Origin of the sequence: Pseudomonas medicaginis, assembly GCF_965119365.1 — a bacterium.
GTDB lineage: Bacteria > Pseudomonadota > Gammaproteobacteria > Pseudomonadales > Pseudomonadaceae > Aquipseudomonas.
Window position 1 is genome coordinate 4,404,750 of record NZ_OZ221631.1, and the last position, 16,674, is coordinate 4,421,423.

Consider the following 16,674-nt stretch of genomic DNA (forward strand, 5'->3'; position numbering starts at 1 on the left):
GCCCAGCGTCCAACCCCCGCGCTTCGCTTGGACTTGTACAAAGGGCAAAAAATACTTGTACAAAATGCTTTAACTTGTACATGACGTGCAGTAGGCTTCTGAAAACTTGTACAGAGATTATATTCTGTACAACAATCGGAGCCTCTGCATGTCCGTCTACCTCCAGCGTTTCGCCCACGCCTTCGCCGAGCTGGACGCCAGTCGCCTGGCTGAGCTCGATGAGCTCTACAGCCCAGACATCCAGTTCCAAGACCCTCTGCACCGGATCGAAGGCCTGCCGGCCTTGCGCACTTACTTTGCACAGTTGTACGCAAACGTCAGCCACCTACGCTATGACTTCCACGCCTTCGATGAAGTCGGTCCCGCAGAAGGCTATCTGCGCTGGACCCTGCATTTCAGTCATCCTCGCCTGGCGCAAGGAGCGCCCATCGCGCTGCAAGGTTGCAGTCATCTGCGTTGGAATGACCGCGTCTACTTTCATCAAGACTTCTTCGACGCAGGCGCCCTGCTCTACGAACACCTGCCACTGTTTGGATCGGTGATTCGCTGGCTCAAGCGGAGGTTGGCATGAGCCGCGTCTGGCTGACCGGCGCCAGCAGTGGCATTGGCGCGGCATTGGCCGCCGTCCTTCTGGAACAGGGGCATCACCTGGCCGTGAGTGCGCGCCGGACCCAGCCCCTGGAAACGTTAGCCACACGCTATCAAGACCAGATATTGGTGCTGCCGGGCGACCTGACCGATCCGCACCAGGTCGCCACGATCTGCCAGCAGATCGACCTTCATTGGGGGGCGCTCGACCTGGTAATCCTCAATGCCGGCACCTGCGAATACCTGGAGCCAGGCCACTTCGACACCCGCCTGGTGGAACGGCTCATCAACACCAACCTCCTGGGCACTTGCCATTGCCTGGAGGCCGCCTTGCCCTTGCTGCGCCGGGGCCAGCGTCCGCATCTGGTGGCGGTGAGCAGTGCGGTCACCTGGCTGGCCCTGCCTCGCGCCGGCGCCTACGGTGCGTCCAAAGCCGCGTTGCGTTATCTGATCGAATCCTTGCGCATCGACCTGGCCGCCGAGGGCATCGATGTCACGCTGGTCAGTCCGGGCTTCGTCGACACGCCACTGACCCGACGCAACGACTTTCCCATGCCCATGCGCTGGTCGGCGCAACGAGCCGCCCGCCATATCGCGCGACGCCTGCCGGCGCGGCCGATGGGGATTTCGTTTCCAGGGTTCTTCACGCTGATCCTGCGCCTGCTCGGACATTTGCCCGCCCGCTGGCAGCTGGCCCTTGGCCAACGCCTGGCACGCCCTTCCAAGGAACCTTGAAACATGCGCATCGCGATCATCGGCAGCGGTATTTCCGGACTGACCTGTGCCTACCTGTTGGCCCGCAGACACACGATCACCCTGTTCGAGGCCGACGACAGGATCGGTGGCCACACCCACACCGTGGATGTCGATTGGCTGGGGCAGCGCTATGGCGTAGACACGGGCTTCATTGTGTACAACGACTGGACCTACCCCAATTTCATCCGTCTGCTGGACCAGTTGGGCGTCGCGTCCCGCCCCACCGAAATGAGCTTCTCGGTGCATGATCCGGCCACCGGCCAGGAGTATAAGGGCCACACACTGCGTAGCCTGTTCGCCCGGCGTCGCAATCTATTTTCGCCCGCGTTCTGGAGGATGCTGTGGGACATACTCAGGTTCAATCGGCAGGCCACCACCGACCTGAGGGCACAGCGCATCGACCGCAGCACCCGGCTCGGCGACTACCTGCACAGCCACGGGTATAGCCAGCGCTTCATTGATCACTACATCGTTCCCATGGGCGCGGCGATCTGGTCGATGTCTCCGGCCGGGATGCTGGAGTTCCCGCTCGAGTTCTTCGTGCGCTTCTGCCACAACCATGGCCTCCTGTCCGTCAATCGACGCCCCCAATGGCGCGTGATCGCTGGCGGTTCACGGGGCTACATCGACCCTTTGTGCGCCTCTTTTCGCCAACAGGTCCGGCTCGACTGCGCCGTGCAGCAAGTGAGCCGCAATGCCACTGGCGTCAGCGTGACCAGCACCGCTGGCACCGAGCATTTCGACAAAGTGGTGTTCGCCTGTCACAGCGACCAGGCCCTCGCCCTGCTCGATACGCCCAGCACGGCTGAGCGTGAAGTACTCGGCGCCCTGGCCTACGCCAGCAATGAAGTGCTGCTGCACACCGACACCCGCCTGTTGCCCCAGCGTCCCCAGGCCTGGGCAAGCTGGAACTACCGCCTCGGCGGCCCGGCGCAAGCACCTGCCGCGGTGACCTACAACATGAACCTGCTCCAGGGCCTGGACGCCCCGGTGACCTTCTGCGTAAGCCTCAACCTGGGCGATGCGGTCGACCCGGCCAAGGTCCTTGCGCGCTTCGATTATGCACACCCTCAGTACAGCCTCGCCGCCATTGCCGCCCAGGCCCGCCAAAGTGATCTGCAAGGGCATCAGCACAGCTATTTCTGTGGGGCCTACTGGGGCAACGGCTTCCATGAGGATGGCGTGGTCAGTGCGCTCCACGTGGCGAAGCATTTCGGAGAACAGCTTTGAACAGCAGCGTGTGTCGCGGCTGGATCGATCATCGGCGCCATACGCCGCGCCCTCACGCATTCCGCTATCCGATCGGCATGCTTTACGTGGACCTCGCCGAACAGGAACACCTGCTGGGGTTGTCGCGTCTGCTGCGCCCCTGGGCCTGGGCCCCCCTGTGCTGGCGCGAACGCGATTACCTGCCATCGCGCACCCACCTTGGGGTTCCCTTGGTCGATGCCGTGCGCCAGATCCTCGACGAAGCCCTGGGAGCCGCGCCTCAAGGGGCGATTCACCTGCTGACTCAACCGCGCAGCTGGGGGCTCTCGTTCAACCCGGTGAGCTTCTATTTCTGCCATGAAACCAACGGGCGCCTGGCGGCGATCCTGTGTGAAGTGCGCAACACGCCGTGGCGCGAGCGCCATCACTATGTATTGCCGGTACCGCCCGGCGAGTCCTGTGCCTTCAACGTGGCCAAGGCGTTTCACGTATCACCGTTCCTGCCCCGGGAGATGGACTACCACATGGCATTCCTGATCCAGGACACGCACATCCGCATACGCATGGAGAACTGGCGCGACGGCCACAAGGTGTTCCAGGCCGACCTGGCACTCAAGCGCCAACCCCTCGACGCCTCTTCGCTGCGCCGACATGTCCTGGCTTTCCCCTGGATGAGCCTGCGTACCGTAAGCGCCATCTATTGGCAGGCCCTGCGCCTGCTTTTCAAACGCACGCCCCTCTACGCCCACCAGGCCAGCGAAGACGGCCTGAGCCTGGGTCAACCCGCCCACAAGGACCCCAATCATGCCCGAACCGACCCTGAGCGCTACCAAGGCTGGTAGTTACAGCCTCTTTAACGGGGGCTTTTTCAAACAAGCCGTGCTGGGTCAGTTACGCCGTCTGCGTCACGGCCACCTGCGGCTGCTATTGAATGGCGAGCCATTGAGCTTCGGCGACCTGGCCAGCCCCTTGCAGGCAGAGGTAGAAATCCTCGACGACGCTGTCTGGGGCATGGTTGCCGGCAACGGTTCCATCGGCGCCGGCGAGGCTTATGTCCACGGCTACTGGCGCAGCGGCGACCTGACGGCGGTCACACGCCTGTTCGTTGCCAACCTGGATGTGCTCGATGCCATGGACAGCGGCCTGGCCCGCATCGGCCGCCCGCTGTTGCGCTGGCTGCACTGGCTGAACCGCAACAGTCGGCGAGGCTCGCGGCGCAATATCATGGCACATTACGACTTGGGCAATGGTCTGTTCGAGCGACTGCTCGACCCTACCATGATGTATTCAGCCGCCCTGTTCGAAAGCCCCGAACAAAGCCTGGAAGAGGCCCAGCTCAACAAGCTCGCCCGTATCTGCCGCAAGCTCGACCTGCGTCCCGGTGACCATTTGCTGGAAATCGGCACCGGCTGGGGCAGCCTCGCCATCTACGCAGCCAGTCATTATGGCTGCAAGGTCACCACGACCACGCTGTCCCTGGAGCAATACACCCACACCTGTCGACGTGTCGAGGAGCTCGGCCTGGCCCAGCAGGTTCACGTGTTGCGCAAGGACTACCGCGACTTGCAAGGGCGCTATGACAAACTGGTCTCCATCGAAATGATCGAAGCCGTCGGGCATCGCTATCTGCCCGAGTACTTCCGGCGCTGCGCCGCGCTGCTCAAGGACGACGGGCTGATGCTGCTGCAATCGATCACCATTCGCGACCAGCGTTATGAGCAGGCCAGACGCTCCGTGGACTTTATCCAGCGCCATGTTTTTCCCGGTGGCGCGTTACCGTCCTTGTCGATCCTGCTGAAGACGGCCAGCACCCAGACGCCGCTCAACCTCCTGCACCTCGAGGATTTCGGCGCGCACTACGCCCGTACACTGCGGCACTGGCACGACAACTTTCGCCAATCGCACCAGGCGTTGGCGCAGTTGGGCTACGACGAAACCTTCCAGCGCCTCTGGGAGTTCTACCTGTGTTACTGCGAAGGTGGCTTCCTCGAACGCGCCATCGGCGTTGCCCAACTGCTCTTCGCCGCGCCCGGAGCCCGTCGTCCGGCCCTGCTGGAACACCAGGCGCCGTGATGAGCCGCACCGGTCTGATCGCCAACGCCGTCTGGCTGCAACTGGGTTGGTGGGGCTGTGTGCTCGGGGCACAGGATCCATGGTGGCTGTCGTTGGTGGTCATCGGATTGCTGGGCCACTTGTGGCTGTGTCCCGCGCCCCGGGCAGAGCTGTTGGCGGTGATGCGCGTCGGGCTCAGTGGCATGCTGCTGGACTGGAGCCTGGGTACTCAGGGCGTGTTCATATTCAAGCAAACCCCGTTGCCGCTCTGGCTGGCGCTGCTCTGGCTGGTGTTTGCCACAGGCCTGCGTCATAGCCTGGCCTGGGCCAGGCAGCCGGTATCGCGTGGTGTATTGCTGGGCTTGGTCGGTGGTCCGCTGGCCTATTGCGTGGGGGCGCCACTGGCGGGTGTCGCCTTGCCACTCGGGGTCGTGGGCACTGCGCTGATCCTCGCCCCGATTTGGGCTTTATGGATGCCCCTGGCGCTGCGCCTGGCCAAACCCAACTGACCGCAGGACGCAATCGCTACCAGGGTTCGTCGAGGAAAAGCGGCACGCGCAACGGCTCGATCGGCCCCTCGCGCTGGCCGCACATCTCATCATGGACAACCTGCTGCACCAGCGTGCAGGGCAGCCGCGGGACGAAACGCAGCAGCTCACGCAAATGGGTGGTGGAACGTATAGGCAAAGTCTTTCCAGACTCATCGAGCAACGTACGCAGGCCGCCGTCCAGTCGGGCGCGCAATACGTAGATGCCACCCTCCAGCGACAACAACTCCAGTTCATGGATCCGCCCGTCGATGGCCAACTCCGTAAGCGCCTGCAAGTTCATGGCGCGCTCGCGGCCTGGCGACGGAAAAACAGGGTCACCTGCCCCAATTCGACACCCAGCTTGCTCATGCTGGAGCGATTGATCAGCGTGTCCTCATCCATCAGGTACATCCAGTCATCAAACTCCACCTCGTAGGTCGAACCATCCACCGGCAGGTTCAACCGATAACGCCAGCGCAGGGCATTGCCGGCCACTTCTCCTCGCGCCAGGCCGATCACATCGTCAGCGCGACCACGCCACAGGCCGGGACCCTCGGGAGTCAGCGTCCAGACCCGTCGCTGACGGCTGCCGTCGCTATAGAGAAAGCGCTCATCGAGGATCAGGTGCTCTCCCTCGTGACGGCTGGAAATGTCCACTTCAAAGCGCTTGATCACTTCACCCGAACGCTTCTGATAGATCCCCCAGGCCTTGACGGGTTGGCTGAAAAAGCGCTCCAGATCCAGTCGGGGTTGCTGGTCGGCATAACGTTCGACATTCACATTCCCGCAACTGGTCAGGCCCAGTATCAGCAGCAACGCCATCAAGAAATGCCTCACTGATTATTTCTCCCTTCACTTGAGGTTTGGATTCCAAGTAATTGATTTCGAAGGTCAGGCTCTCGAGTTCGAGGATCGAGCCAGATAGCAAAGAATGCCCGGGCGAATAGCGGGTCCGTCACCGCCAGAGACAGTTTTTCACCCACATAGAAACGACAGCCCTGCCCCGGCAGGTACAGGCCAGTGATACGACTTCCAGGCTTCACATCAATAAAGGCGCGGCGCATAAGAGCGGCCCATTCGTCCCGGCGCTTGGCGTCCAGGGGCGCACCGTTGAGGCGCTGCATTTCCTTCAGGCTCGTTTCGACCAAAGATTCTTTGTCGATGGCGCGTCGGTAATTGAGTTCCAGGGCAAACGCCGTTTCCAGGCTTGGCGCAGCGGCCGCACTCCAGAACCTGGCCTGATAGAGGTCGAACCCATACCAGTCGAAATCGGCTTGCCCGACCAGGCGCGTGCCTGACAATACGCCGCGCCAGTCCGACAAGGCCTGAGAGCCATAAAACGTAGTCAGGCAGACCACGATGGCGAGCACGCTTTTGCTGAGCACAAACGACCGGGACATGAGGGCGTTACCGGTGCATTAAAGAAGCCCGATAATTGTACAAAAAATTAGATTTGTACAGCTTTTCAAGCGAGCAGCAGGTAGGCCATGCCCGTCACGGGAGCAGTGGCACGATCCGCGGCTCGATCGCCTGTTCACTCACTTCGAGCAGCGCCAGCGTCACCGGCAACTTGAACCGGCGCCGGCCGGCGCTGCCCGGGTTGAGATAGAGCCGCTCGCCACGCCATTCGATCAGCGGTTTATGGGAATGGCCGGTGATCACCAGCCTCACGCCCGGGTCGAGCGACGCCGGTACATCCGCGATGTCATGGACCAGCAGCACCTGCCATCCCCTCAGGTCGAATTGCAGGCAATCGGCAAGGTGCCCTGCCCACTCCGCCGCCAGATCGTTGTTTCCGCGCACCACCTGCAGCTCGCCGATGGAAGCCAGGGCGTCGAGGATTTCCGGGTTGCCGATATCACCGGCATGAATGATCCGCTCACACCCTTGCAGCGCGGTGAGCGCCTCGGGGCGCAGCAGGCCGTGGGTATCCGAAATCACGCCCACTCTCATGAAACCTTTCTCCTTGATCCTGTGTCGCCAGTTGTACCTGCCTCGTCGCAGTTAGCTAACGTGCTGGAGTCGAATAGGATAGGCTGCGCCCCTGAAAAGGTGCAGCCTCGTCGCGCAAAGGAAATGTCAATGCTCGGACGCAAGCAGCCAGAGCCCAAAATCGAAAGCCCCGATGAAGCCTTCTCCCAGCAGGCTGTGCGGGCCGGAACTGCGTTTCGGCTGACCGTGAGTTTCATGCTTGTGGTCGTCATCGCCTTCCTGGCTGTCGAGGGCTGGCGGACCTGGCGCGATTACCGCGCCGCGTTTGCGTCTGCCCGGGATTCGGTGACGAACCTGGCACGGGCGACGGCCCAGCACGCCGAAGACACCATTCGACAAGTGGATGTGGTCACCGCATCCCTCAGTGAACGGGTGGAAGGCGATGGCCTGCAGAACATGGACGTCCCGCGTATACATAAGCTACTGGTGCAACAGGCCGCCATCATGCCGCAACTGCACGGGTTGTTCATTTATGGCCCAGACGGCCAATGGCTGGTCACGGACAAGGAAGTCATCCCGGAACCGGCGAACAACGCCGACCGCGACTACTTCCAATATCACCGTACCCACGAGGACCGGGGCGTGCGCATCGGCGCAGTGATCAGGAGTCGATCCACCAACGACCTGATCATTCCGGTGTCCCGTCGCTTGAACAACCCCGACGGCTCGTTCGCCGGTGTGCTGCTCGGCACTGTCAAGGTCAGTTATTTTGTCGACTACTACGGCGACTTCAAGATCGACGACAAGGGTGCGCTGGTCCTGGCCACACGCAGCGGGACCATCTTGGTACGTCGCCCCTTCGTCGAATCGGTGATCGGCAAAAGCCTGGTCAACAGCGTGATTTTCAGAAATCACCTGCCCACCTCGAACCAGGGTGTCGCCGAGGCCAAGGCAGTGATCGATGACACCGAGCGCCTGTACGGCTATCGGGCCTTGACCACCTACCCGTTGGTGGTGGAAGCCGGGTTGTCGCGTGAGTCCATCATCGCTCCATGGCGCCGCGACCTGTTCAAGACCGGCCTGGTGTTGATTTTCCTTATCGCGATACTGGTGGGCTTCGGGCTCATTGTGTTGAGTCAACTGCGCTACCGGATGACCATGGAAAAGCATATTCGCAGCGCCCACCAGGCGATGCGCGACATGGCGCTCACCGATAGCCTGACCGGGCTGGGAAACCGCAGGCGGCTGGACATCGCCTTGGCCGATGAACTGCGCCTGGCCAGGCGCCAGGGTTCGTCCCTGGCCCTGATCATGCTTGACGTCGATTACTTCAAGCGCTTCAACGACAAATATGGCCATGCCGCCGGTGACGATTGCCTGCGGGCGATTGCCGGCGCGATCGGGCAGACCATCAAACGGCCGGGTGACCTCGCCGTCCGCTACGGCGGTGAAGAGTTCACCGTGTTGCTGCCGAACACCGACGGCGCCGGGGCCGCCAAGGTGGCGCAGCAACTCCTCGAGGCCGTCAGGGCCTTGAGCATTGAACATGGCGATCACCCCTTGGGCATCGTGACCATCAGCGCGGGCATCACCACCTGCCAGCCGAGCGGCGAGGACGTCACCCCGGCCATGCTGATCAAGGCGGCGGACGCCTTCCTGTACCTGGCCAAGAACACCGGGCGCAACCGCTGGTGCAGCGCCGGTTCGACGCCGGGGTGACCCCCGCAGGACGGCCGCGTATCGGTCAAGGTCGTGCAAACCCAAGTCCACAGGTGCCGACGAGGCGCCTGGCGGCTACAATGCGCGCTTCGACCGTGACCAGCCTGACTAAAAACAAATGTCCTTGCCCAAACATCATCTGGAATTGCTCAGCCCCGCCCGCGACGTGACCATCGCCCGCGAGGCCATCCTGCATGGCGCCGACGCCGTGTACATCGGTGGCCCGAGTTTCGGTGCCCGGCACAACGCCTGCAACGAGGTGGGCGATATTGCCCGGCTGGTGGAGTTCGCCCACCGCTACCACGCCCGTGTGTTCACGACCATCAACACCATCCTGCACGACAACGAGCTGGAACCGGCCCGCCAGCTGATCCACCAGTTGTACGATGCCGGCGTCGACGCGTTGATCGTCCAGGACCTGGGGGTGATGGAGCTGGATATCCCGCCCATCGAGTTGCACGCCAGCACCCAGACCGACATCCGCACCCTGGCCCGGGCGAAGTTCCTCGACCAGGCCGGTTTCTCGCAACTGGTCCTGGCCCGTGAGCTGAACCTGCAAGAGATCCGTGCCATCGCCGACGAGACCGATGCAGCCATCGAGTTCTTCATCCACGGTGCGCTGTGCGTGGCGTTTTCCGGCCAGTGCAACATCTCCCACGCCCAGAACGGCCGCAGCGCCAACCGTGGCGATTGCTCCCAGGCCTGCCGCCTGCCCTACACCCTCAAGGATGACCAGGGCCGGGTGGTCGCCTATGAAAAGCACCTGTTGTCGATGAAAGACAACAACCAGAGCGCCAACATCCGCGACCTGGTCGAAGCCGGCGTGCGTTCGTTCAAGATCGAAGGGCGCTACAAGGACATGGGCTATGTGAAAAACATCACCGCCTATTACCGCCAGCGCCTGGACGATGTCCTCGAAGACCGTCCGGACCTTGCCCGCGCGTCCAGCGGCCGCACCGCGCACTTCTTCGTCCCTGACCCGGACAAGACCTTCCACCGTGGCAGCACCGACTATTTCGTCAGCGAGCGCAAGATCGACATCGGCGCCTTCGATTCGCCGACCTTTACCGGTGTGCCGGTGGGCGTGGTGGAGAAAGTCGGCAAGCGTGACCTGCAAGTGGTGACCTTCGATCAGCTGTCCAACGGCGACGGCCTCAATGTGCTGGTCAAGCGCGAAGTCGTCGGCTTTCGCGCCAACATCGCCGAGCCCAAGGGTGAATTCGAAGAGGACGGCCAGAAGCGCTACCGCTACCGCGTCGAGCCCAACGAAATGCCGGCCGGCCTGTACCAGTTGCGTCCCAACCACCCGTTGAGCCGCAACCTGGATCACAACTGGCAGCAAGCGTTGCTCAAGACCTCCTCCGAGCGCCGGGTCGGCCTGGCCTGGGTCGCACGCCTGCGTGAAGAGTGCCTGGAACTGACCGCCACCAGCGAAGAAGGCATCGGCGCCTGCGTTGCCCTGGACGGACCGTTCGGCCTGGCGAACAAACCGGAACAGGCCTTGGAGCAACTGCACGACCTGCTCGGCCAGCTGGGCACCACCGAGTACCACGCCACCGCGATCGAACTGGATGCGCCCCAGGCGTTCTTCATCCCCAACTCGCAGCTCAAGGCATTGCGCCGCGAAGCCATCGAAGCCCTGACCACCGCCCGCATCGAAGCCCACCCACGCGGTGGCCGCAAGGCCGAGACCAGCCCGCCGCCGGTGTACCCGGAGTCGCACCTGTCGTTCCTGGCCAACGTCTACAACCAGAAGGCCCGGGACTTCTACCATCGCCACGGGGTCAAGCTGATCGATGCGGCATTCGAAGCCCATGAGGAAACCGGTGAAGTGCCGGTGATGATCACCAAGCACTGCCTGCGCTTCTCGTTCAACCTCTGCCCCAAGCAGGCCAAGGGCGTCACCGGCGTGCGCACCAAGGTCGCGCCGATGCAACTGATCCATGGCGATGAAGTGCTGACGCTGAAATTCGACTGCAAACCCTGCGAGATGCATGTGGTGGGCAAGATCAAGGGACACATCCTTGACCTGCCATTGCCCGGCAGCACGGCGCAGCCCGTGGTCGGTTACATCAGCCCTGAAGACCTGCTCAAGACCATCCCCCGCGCACCGCATTAAGCCATGCGCTCCCACAGTGGATTTGCGGGTGTTCACAGCACTTGTGTCCACCACCGATCCTCTGTGGGAGCGGGCTTGCTCGCGAAAGCGGCATAACAGTCGACGATGATGTTGAATGTGTTGGCCTCTTCGCGAGCAAGCCCGTTCCCACACTGAAGTGTTGGGGTGGTTGGAAAGGATTTTTCATTTCTGCGCCGTTTTTGCCTCACTGTGCGACAAATTCCCCCGCCAGACTCCCCTGCCCCACAGTCGCCTGTTAGGTTGTAAAGGTTTGTGTCATCAAATCAGACACTTCCCTCCTACCGCCTGCAAAGGAATGCCCAGCAATGGACTTCTCGCTCAAACACCTGGCCGTGGCCACCCTGCTGCTGTCCAGCTTCACCATGCTCCCCGCCCCCGCGTTCGCCAATATCACCGCGCAACAGAGCGCGGCCCTGGTCAAGACCTTCGCCGATCAGTCGGTCACCGATTTCAGGCAGTTCCTGGGAAGCCTCGCCAAGAGCGACCTCGCCAAAACCGCCAATCTCGGCCCGGCCATCAGCGCGTTCCTCGGCAACCAAGCGCTTTCGTCGCAGCAACAGAACGAAATCCATCGCCTGCTGGGCCTCTACGCGAGGGTGAAGTATGGCGCTGCGGCCACCGAAACCCTGAAGGAACTGGTCGCCATCCCGACCTACCGCAAGGACGGCGTCGCCCAGCACGAGAACCCGGAATTCCTCAAGATCGCCGACAAGATCAAAAACCTTGCCCAGTCCTTCAACCTGGGCTTCCGCAACATCGACAACCGCGTCTACGAGGTCTCGCTCGACGGCAGCGGCGAAGAAGTCGTCGGTATCCACGCCCATGCCGACGTAGTGCCGGTCACGCCGGAAAACTGGGTATTGAAAGATGGCACCCGCCTCGATCCGTTCAAGGTCACCCAGGTGGGCGACCGCCTGTATGGCCGCGGCACCGAGGACGACAAGAACGGCATCGTCGTGGCGCTCTACGCCATGAAGATCATCAAAGAAGAGAAATTGCCGCTGGCGCGCCACTTCAAGCTGCTGGTGGACACCACCGAGGAAACCACCGGCGACGCCATACCCTATTATTTCGAACGCAACCCGACGCCCAACTACAACCTGGCGCTGGATGGCGGCTACCCCGTGGTGATCGCCGAGAAAGGCTACGGCACCGTCATGGCGAACTTCGCCCGGCGTACCGCACAGGGCAAGGGCGCGCAAATCACCGCATTGACGGGCGGCCTGGCCACCAACCAGATTCCGTCGACGTCCGTGGCCACCTTTGCCAGCGACCAGCCCGCCGAGCTGGCCGCCAACCTGCTCAACGCCGCGACCGACTATGCCAAGGGCAACGGCGACGATTTCCAAGTGGCCACCCAGGTGGTCGGCAAGGACGTGAAGCTGACCTTCACCGGCGTGTCCGCCCACTCCTCCGAACCTGAGTCAGGCGTCAACCCGGTGGCGCGGATGCTGGACTTCATCAACGGCCTGGACGGCAAAGTCGCGCTCAAACACAACCACATCACCGACGCCGCCCGCTACGCCGCCGAGAACTGGGGCCTGGACTACCTGGGCGGCAAACTGGGGATCGGCTTTTCCGACGGGTTCATGGGCCCGCTGACCGCGTCCCTGACGTTCGTCGGCATGGATGAAAAGACCTTCAAACTGGCGGTCAACTTGCGAGTGCCGGTCGGCAAGACCACGGAAGCGCTCAAGACGGAGATCGCCGACAAGCTGGCTGCCTGGAGCAAGAAATCCCACGTTGCGGTGGCCTTCGATTTGTCCATTGACGCGCCGATGTACCGCAACCCCGAGGGTGAATGGGTCAAGGCGCTGCTGGCCGTCGCCAGTGAGAACCTGGGTATGGAACACAAATACGGCACTTCCGCTGGCGCCACGTCGGTTCATGACCTGCCCAACGGCGTGCAATTCGGCCTGGCGATGCCCGACGTCAAGTACACCGGGCACAACGACAACGAGTTCAAGACGGTGGAGCAGTTCCTGTTGGACTTGCAGATCGTGACCGAGATGATGGGCCGGATCGGGCAGTTGCCGAAGCTGTGATTGCCCCTGCCAGTCCGTTCACTTGAAGCTCGCCTGAACCGTAGCGAGGGAGCTTGCTCTCTCGCTACGGGTTGACGTCATGGCTTCTCGGTCGGCGCACTTGGATCGATGACCTTGGCAGTCATGTCGACCGACTCCAGCCCCCAATTCCCATGCAGGTACCAATCGTCCCCAATCATCTCGGCCGGGTGCATCGTTCGATCGGCACCGTTGCCGCAGGCCAGCGCACTGGTGGGACAGTAACGATCACACCCCCAGCAAATGCGCTCAGGGTGCTTGGGACTGATGGGAAAGGGCTTTGCCATGACGACCCCGCATAACCGATGGGTGTACCCGTACCTTACGCCAGCGGGCCACTGTCACCCTTGATCCCGATCAAGAATCGGCCGCGCGGGAACCACCGGCGTTCCCCATCAAGAATTCGCACTGAAAATTGACAAGAATCATTATTATTCGCAGCGAAGCTTCCTAGACTCGGCGCCATCATTTAGCCAACCAGGAAGTCATCATGCGCACCCTCGCTCCTTTGTCCCTCGCCCTGCTCTTGCTCGCACCACTGGCCCAGGCCAAGGAATACCCCATTGGCGAACCGCAACTGTGCCCGGGCCTGGAGGTCGGTGCGGTGTACCTGCAACCGATCGAAATGGCCCCCGCCGGGATGATGCGCGCCACGGCAGACTCCGACGTCCATCTGGAGGCCGACATCCGCGCCACGGCGGACAACTCCCAAGGCTTTCAGGAAGGCAGCTTCGTGCCCTACCTGAATGTGTCGTTCCAACTGAAGAAACAAGGCAACGACACCGAGCTCAAGGGCGACTTCCACGCCATGGTCGCCAATGACGGGCCGCACTACGGCGACAACGTCAAGCTGCTGGGCCCTGGCAAATATCAATTGACCTTCACCGTCCTGCCACCGGGTGGCCATGCATCCCTGGGGCGTCATACCGACAAGGAAACCGGCGTGGCGCCGTGGTTCGAACGCTGCGAACTGCATTACGAATTCGTCTACGCCGGGATCGGTAAAAAAGGCGGGTATTGAACATGGGCCGTCGACCCTGGCCGTCATGCCTGGCCCGGCTGATGCTGGCCGGGCTGCTGCTGCCGTCAATTGCCCAGGCCGAACTGCCCACCTATGAGTTGAGCATTCGCGACGGGCATTTCACCCCGTCGCAACTGGAAGTGCCGGCCGGGCAACGCTTCAAGATCGTGTTGAAGAATGTCGGCCAGGGCCCGGCAGAGTTCGAAAGCACGCCATTGCGCGTGGAGAAAGTGCTCTCGCCCGGGGTCACGACCTTCGTGGTCATCCATCCGCTGCGCCCCGGGCATTATCCGTTCTTCGACGAATTCAATCCGCAGCTACCCGAGGGCGGGATTCTCGCCCAGTGATCGGTCAGCAGGAGGCACTTGCATGACTCAATCGATGTTTATTGTCTGGCGCGAAAGCGTCGAGGCGTTGTTGGTGATCGGGATTCTCCAGGCCTGGGTCAGCCAGCAGCAACAAGCCAGCCAGCTGCGGCGCTATGTATGGGCCGGCGCGGCGTTGGGCTTGCTGCTTTCCGGCGTGCTGGCGGGCCTGATCCTGCTCGCCGGCGAGGCCATGAGCGGGACCACCAGTGAATGGTTCCAGGCGTCATTGGCCTTGGTCGCCAGCTTGCTGATCGTGCAGATGGTGGCCTGGATGCATCGAAATGCGAGGACGCTCAAGCATGACCTGGCACGCCATGCCGACCAGCGCCTGGACCGCCAGGGCGGGCTGGGGCTGCTGGTGCTGGCCTTGCTCGCCGTGAGCCGCGAAGGCAGTGAAACCGTGGTGTTCCTCTACGGCGCCGGTGCGCGCCTGCAAGGGCCGCCACTGGGTTTGTTCGCCGTGGGGGCGCTGGCTGGGCTGGCGTTGTCGCTGCTGACCGTCGCCTTGCTGCACGGCAGTCGCCGGTTCATCTCGTGGCCGCGTTTTTTTGCCATCAGCGAAGCGATCCTGCTGCTGTTGGGCGCGGCGTTGCTGGTCAGCGCCATCGAACGGGTCGGCGGGCAATTGCTGGCGATGGATTGGCCCGAGGTGGTGTATCGCGGCATCGGCGATGCGCTGTGGGACAGCAGCGCACTACTGGACGACGGCCATGGCTTCGGCGGCTTCCTGGCGGATTTTACCGGATATCGGGCCAGCCCGAGTGCGATGACGTTGCTGGTGTGGCTGGGCTATTGGGGGCTGGTCGCGGGGTGGTTGCGGCCGCGCAAGGCGGGAACCCTGCCATGCCCGGCCTGAACCCCTGGCTCCAACGCCTGGGCGACGGCATGCGCCGCCACGGCGCAACCATTCGTGCCGTGCAATGGGCGGTGGTGCTGTTCTACGGGGTACTGTTGGTCGTGCCGGCCATGCTGCCATTTCCGGACAGCCAGGCGCGGCTGTTGGACAACCTGACGCTCTTGGCCCAGTTCCTGTTCTGGGGAATCTGGTGGCCGTTCGTGTTGCTGTCGATCGTGCTGTTCGGTCGCCTCTGGTGTGGCGTGCTGTGCCCGGAAGGCGCCTTGAGCGAATGGGCCAGCCAGTACGGCAAGGGCCTCGGGGTGCCGCGCGGGGTGCGCTGGGCCGGCTGGCCGACCCTGGCGTTCTGCCTGACCACTGTCTACGGCCAGTTGATCAGCGTGTACGACTATGCCCAGGCGGCACTGTTGATCCTGGGGGGCTCCACCGTTGCCGCGGTGATCGTCGGCCTGTTGTTCGCCCGGGGCAAGCGGGTGTGGTGCCGTTACCTGTGCCCGGTCAGTGGTGTGTTTGCCCTGCTCGCTCGCCTGGCTCCGGTGCACTTCCAGGTGGACGAACAGCGCTGGCTGGAAAACCCGGCACCGAGGCGCCCGCCTCCCAACTGCGCGCCGCTGCTGGACATCCGCCGCCTGCGCGGCGCCGCCGACTGCCACGCCTGTGGGCGCTGCAGCGGCCAGCGCGACGCGGTAAGGCTGATTGTCCGTTCCAGCAACGCGGAAATCCTCCATTCGACGGCCAACACGCTTTCTCCCTGGGATGCTCGCTTGCTGCTGTTCGGCGTCATCGGCCTGGCCATGGGCGCCTTTCAGTGGACCGTCAGCCCTTGGTTCATCGACCTCAAGCAGGGCTTGGCCGAATGGCTGGTGAGTCACGATTGGCCTTGGGCGCTCCAGGATAATGCGCCCTGGTGGCTGCTGACCCACTATCCATCACTCAATGACAGTTTCAGTTGGCTCGATGGTTTTTGCATCGTCGCGTACCTGGGCCTCAGTGCGCTGTTGCTGGGCACTTCGTTGATGCTACTGATGCGCTTGGCGGCCTGGTTCTCGGGCAATGTCACAGACTATCGACCCCTGGCCCTCACCCTGACGCCCCTTGGCGGTGCCGGGTTGTTCCTCGGCCTGTCGGCCACCACCGTCAAGCTGCTGCGCTATGAAGGGTTGCTGTTGGAATGGGTCCCACCGGCGCGTGCGGCATTGTTGGTCACGGCCATGGCCTGGAGTCTTTGGCTGGGTTGGAGGCGCCTGCAGGCCACGGCGGCATCGCCGATCCGGCGCTTGCCCGCCATGGCATGCCTGGTCATGGCCGGCGGGCTGGTGGGCTATGGCTGGTGGTTGCAATTCTGGGGCTGGTGATCGAGGGACTGCGGGACCACAAAAGTCATATCCACCACAAGCCCCTGTGGGCGCGAGCCTGCTCGCGAAAGCGGCGTGCCAGTCG

The 16,674-nt window shown here is 62.6% G+C and carries 18 protein-coding genes; 13 read left to right on the plus strand and 5 right to left on the minus strand.

Annotated features, from left to right (window positions below; genetic code table 11):
• Positions 1 to 148 precede the first annotated feature (148 nt).
• Genes ACMTA2_RS19470 through ACMTA2_RS19495 form a run of 6 tightly spaced genes read left to right on the plus strand, consistent with a single transcriptional unit; the run spans position 149 to position 5,114 of the window.
• Entirely contained in the window at positions 149 to 571 is a 423-nt protein-coding gene (locus tag ACMTA2_RS19470; RefSeq protein ID WP_413791333.1) for a nuclear transport factor 2 family protein, read from the plus strand.
• Positions 568 to 1,323: an SDR family NAD(P)-dependent oxidoreductase gene (locus ACMTA2_RS19475; protein ID WP_413791334.1), complete on the plus strand. Its 756-nt coding sequence runs from the start codon at positions 568 to 570 to the stop codon at positions 1,321 to 1,323. Before ACMTA2_RS19470 ends, ACMTA2_RS19475 begins: the two co-directional genes overlap by 4 nt.
• Positions 1,324 to 1,326: 3 nt before the next feature.
• A complete protein-coding gene (locus ACMTA2_RS19480; RefSeq protein WP_413791335.1) occupies positions 1,327 to 2,574 on the plus strand; it encodes an NAD(P)/FAD-dependent oxidoreductase in 1,248 nt (415 codons plus the stop codon).
• Positions 2,571 to 3,395 (plus strand): DUF1365 domain-containing protein, encoded by an 825-nt coding sequence (locus ACMTA2_RS19485; protein WP_413791336.1) that lies wholly within the window; start codon positions 2,571 to 2,573, stop codon positions 3,393 to 3,395. Before ACMTA2_RS19480 ends, ACMTA2_RS19485 begins: the two co-directional genes overlap by 4 nt.
• A complete protein-coding gene (locus ACMTA2_RS19490) occupies positions 3,358 to 4,626 on the plus strand; it encodes a class I SAM-dependent methyltransferase (RefSeq protein WP_413791337.1) in 1,269 nt (422 codons plus the stop codon). The genes ACMTA2_RS19485 and ACMTA2_RS19490 overlap by 38 nt, the downstream gene beginning before the upstream one ends.
• On the plus strand, positions 4,626 to 5,114 hold the full coding sequence (locus tag ACMTA2_RS19495; RefSeq protein WP_413791338.1) for a DUF2878 domain-containing protein: 489 nt from the start codon (positions 4,626 to 4,628) through the stop codon (positions 5,112 to 5,114). Before ACMTA2_RS19490 ends, ACMTA2_RS19495 begins: the two co-directional genes overlap by 1 nt.
• Before the next feature lie 16 nt (positions 5,115 to 5,130).
• Here the strand turns inward: ACMTA2_RS19495 and ACMTA2_RS19500 are convergent, their stop codons facing one another.
• The 4 genes from ACMTA2_RS19500 to ACMTA2_RS19515 all read right to left on the minus strand — a co-directional run bounded on the left by ACMTA2_RS19500 (position 5,131) and on the right by ACMTA2_RS19515 (position 7,088).
• Positions 5,131 to 5,436, minus strand: coding sequence for a DUF6482 family protein (locus ACMTA2_RS19500; protein ID WP_413791339.1), 306 nt, complete (start codon positions 5,434 to 5,436; stop codon positions 5,131 to 5,133).
• Positions 5,433 to 5,957: a DUF3833 domain-containing protein gene (locus ACMTA2_RS19505; protein ID WP_413795690.1), complete on the minus strand. Its 525-nt coding sequence runs from the start codon at positions 5,955 to 5,957 to the stop codon at positions 5,433 to 5,435. The genes ACMTA2_RS19500 and ACMTA2_RS19505 overlap by 4 nt, the downstream gene beginning before the upstream one ends.
• Positions 5,958 to 5,968: 11 nt before the next feature.
• A complete protein-coding gene (locus ACMTA2_RS19510) occupies positions 5,969 to 6,535 on the minus strand; it encodes a chalcone isomerase family protein (RefSeq protein ID WP_413791340.1) in 567 nt (188 codons plus the stop codon).
• A gap of 94 nt (positions 6,536 to 6,629) precedes the next feature.
• On the minus strand, positions 6,630 to 7,088 hold the full coding sequence (locus tag ACMTA2_RS19515) for a metallophosphoesterase family protein (RefSeq protein ID WP_413791341.1): 459 nt from the start codon (positions 7,086 to 7,088) through the stop codon (positions 6,630 to 6,632).
• Between the two features lie 129 nt (positions 7,089 to 7,217).
• On the opposite strand from ACMTA2_RS19515, the gene ACMTA2_RS19520 reads away from it, so the two are divergent.
• The 3 genes from ACMTA2_RS19520 (at position 7,218) to ACMTA2_RS19530 (ending at position 12,971) form a co-directional block, all read left to right on the plus strand.
• Positions 7,218 to 8,786, plus strand: coding sequence for a sensor domain-containing diguanylate cyclase (locus ACMTA2_RS19520; protein ID WP_413791342.1), 1,569 nt, complete (start codon positions 7,218 to 7,220; stop codon positions 8,784 to 8,786).
• Positions 8,787 to 8,904: 118 nt separating this feature from the next.
• Complete coding sequence (locus tag ACMTA2_RS19525; RefSeq protein ID WP_413791343.1) at positions 8,905 to 10,905, plus strand: peptidase U32 family protein; 2,001 nt, start codon at positions 8,905 to 8,907, stop codon at positions 10,903 to 10,905.
• A gap of 326 nt (positions 10,906 to 11,231) precedes the next feature.
• Positions 11,232 to 12,971 (plus strand): dipeptidase, encoded by a 1,740-nt coding sequence (locus ACMTA2_RS19530; RefSeq protein WP_413791344.1) that lies wholly within the window; start codon positions 11,232 to 11,234, stop codon positions 12,969 to 12,971.
• A 77-nt stretch (positions 12,972 to 13,048) separates the two neighbouring features.
• Here ACMTA2_RS19530 and ACMTA2_RS19535 read toward each other — a convergent pair whose 3' ends face one another.
• Positions 13,049 to 13,276 (minus strand): DUF3079 domain-containing protein, encoded by a 228-nt coding sequence (locus ACMTA2_RS19535; RefSeq protein ID WP_413791345.1) that lies wholly within the window; start codon positions 13,274 to 13,276, stop codon positions 13,049 to 13,051.
• Positions 13,277 to 13,479: 203 nt separating this feature from the next.
• On the opposite strand from ACMTA2_RS19535, the gene ACMTA2_RS19540 reads away from it, so the two are divergent.
• The 4 genes from ACMTA2_RS19540 to ACMTA2_RS19555 are packed head-to-tail and all read left to right on the plus strand — an operon-like array spanning position 13,480 to position 16,589.
• Entirely contained in the window at positions 13,480 to 14,010 is a 531-nt protein-coding gene (locus ACMTA2_RS19540) for an iron transporter (protein ID WP_413791346.1), read from the plus strand.
• Between the two features lie 2 nt (positions 14,011 to 14,012).
• Positions 14,013 to 14,357, plus strand: a complete 345-nt coding sequence (locus tag ACMTA2_RS19545) for a cupredoxin domain-containing protein (RefSeq protein ID WP_413791347.1) — start codon at positions 14,013 to 14,015, stop codon at positions 14,355 to 14,357.
• A 22-nt stretch (positions 14,358 to 14,379) separates the two neighbouring features.
• On the plus strand, positions 14,380 to 15,234 hold the full coding sequence (locus ACMTA2_RS19550; protein ID WP_413791348.1) for an FTR1 family iron permease: 855 nt from the start codon (positions 14,380 to 14,382) through the stop codon (positions 15,232 to 15,234).
• Positions 15,222 to 16,589, plus strand: coding sequence for a 4Fe-4S binding protein (locus ACMTA2_RS19555; RefSeq protein WP_413791349.1), 1,368 nt, complete (start codon positions 15,222 to 15,224; stop codon positions 16,587 to 16,589). The genes ACMTA2_RS19550 and ACMTA2_RS19555 overlap by 13 nt, the downstream gene beginning before the upstream one ends.
• Positions 16,590 to 16,674: the final 85 nt, after the last annotated feature.

Coding starts and splice junctions, on each gene's coding strand:
- ACMTA2_RS19480 (WP_413791335.1), top strand. CDS start 1,327: ATGCGCATCGCGATCATCGGCAGCGGTATTTCCGGACTGACCTGTGCC.
- ACMTA2_RS19470 (WP_413791333.1), top strand. CDS start 149: ATGTCCGTCTACCTCCAGCGTTTCGCCCACGCCTTCGCCGAGCTGGAC.
- ACMTA2_RS19550 (WP_413791348.1), top strand. CDS start 14,380: ATGACTCAATCGATGTTTATTGTCTGGCGCGAAAGCGTCGAGGCGTTG.
- ACMTA2_RS19505 (WP_413795690.1), bottom strand. CDS start 5,957: ATGGCGTTGCTGCTGATACTGGGCCTGACCAGTTGCGGGAATGTGAAT.
- ACMTA2_RS19520 (WP_413791342.1), top strand. CDS start 7,218: ATGCTCGGACGCAAGCAGCCAGAGCCCAAAATCGAAAGCCCCGATGAA.
- ACMTA2_RS19515 (WP_413791341.1), bottom strand. CDS start 7,088: ATGAGAGTGGGCGTGATTTCGGATACCCACGGCCTGCTGCGCCCCGAG.
- ACMTA2_RS19500 (WP_413791339.1), bottom strand. CDS start 5,436: ATGAACTTGCAGGCGCTTACGGAGTTGGCCATCGACGGGCGGATCCAT.
- ACMTA2_RS19530 (WP_413791344.1), top strand. CDS start 11,232: ATGGACTTCTCGCTCAAACACCTGGCCGTGGCCACCCTGCTGCTGTCC.
- ACMTA2_RS19525 (WP_413791343.1), top strand. CDS start 8,905: ATGTCCTTGCCCAAACATCATCTGGAATTGCTCAGCCCCGCCCGCGAC.
- ACMTA2_RS19490 (WP_413791337.1), top strand. CDS start 3,358: ATGCCCGAACCGACCCTGAGCGCTACCAAGGCTGGTAGTTACAGCCTC.
- ACMTA2_RS19495 (WP_413791338.1), top strand. CDS start 4,626: ATGAGCCGCACCGGTCTGATCGCCAACGCCGTCTGGCTGCAACTGGGT.
- ACMTA2_RS19555 (WP_413791349.1), top strand. CDS start 15,222: ATGCCCGGCCTGAACCCCTGGCTCCAACGCCTGGGCGACGGCATGCGC.
- ACMTA2_RS19545 (WP_413791347.1), top strand. CDS start 14,013: ATGGGCCGTCGACCCTGGCCGTCATGCCTGGCCCGGCTGATGCTGGCC.
- ACMTA2_RS19475 (WP_413791334.1), top strand. CDS start 568: ATGAGCCGCGTCTGGCTGACCGGCGCCAGCAGTGGCATTGGCGCGGCA.
- ACMTA2_RS19540 (WP_413791346.1), top strand. CDS start 13,480: ATGCGCACCCTCGCTCCTTTGTCCCTCGCCCTGCTCTTGCTCGCACCA.
- ACMTA2_RS19535 (WP_413791345.1), bottom strand. CDS start 13,276: ATGGCAAAGCCCTTTCCCATCAGTCCCAAGCACCCTGAGCGCATTTGC.
- ACMTA2_RS19510 (WP_413791340.1), bottom strand. CDS start 6,535: ATGTCCCGGTCGTTTGTGCTCAGCAAAAGCGTGCTCGCCATCGTGGTC.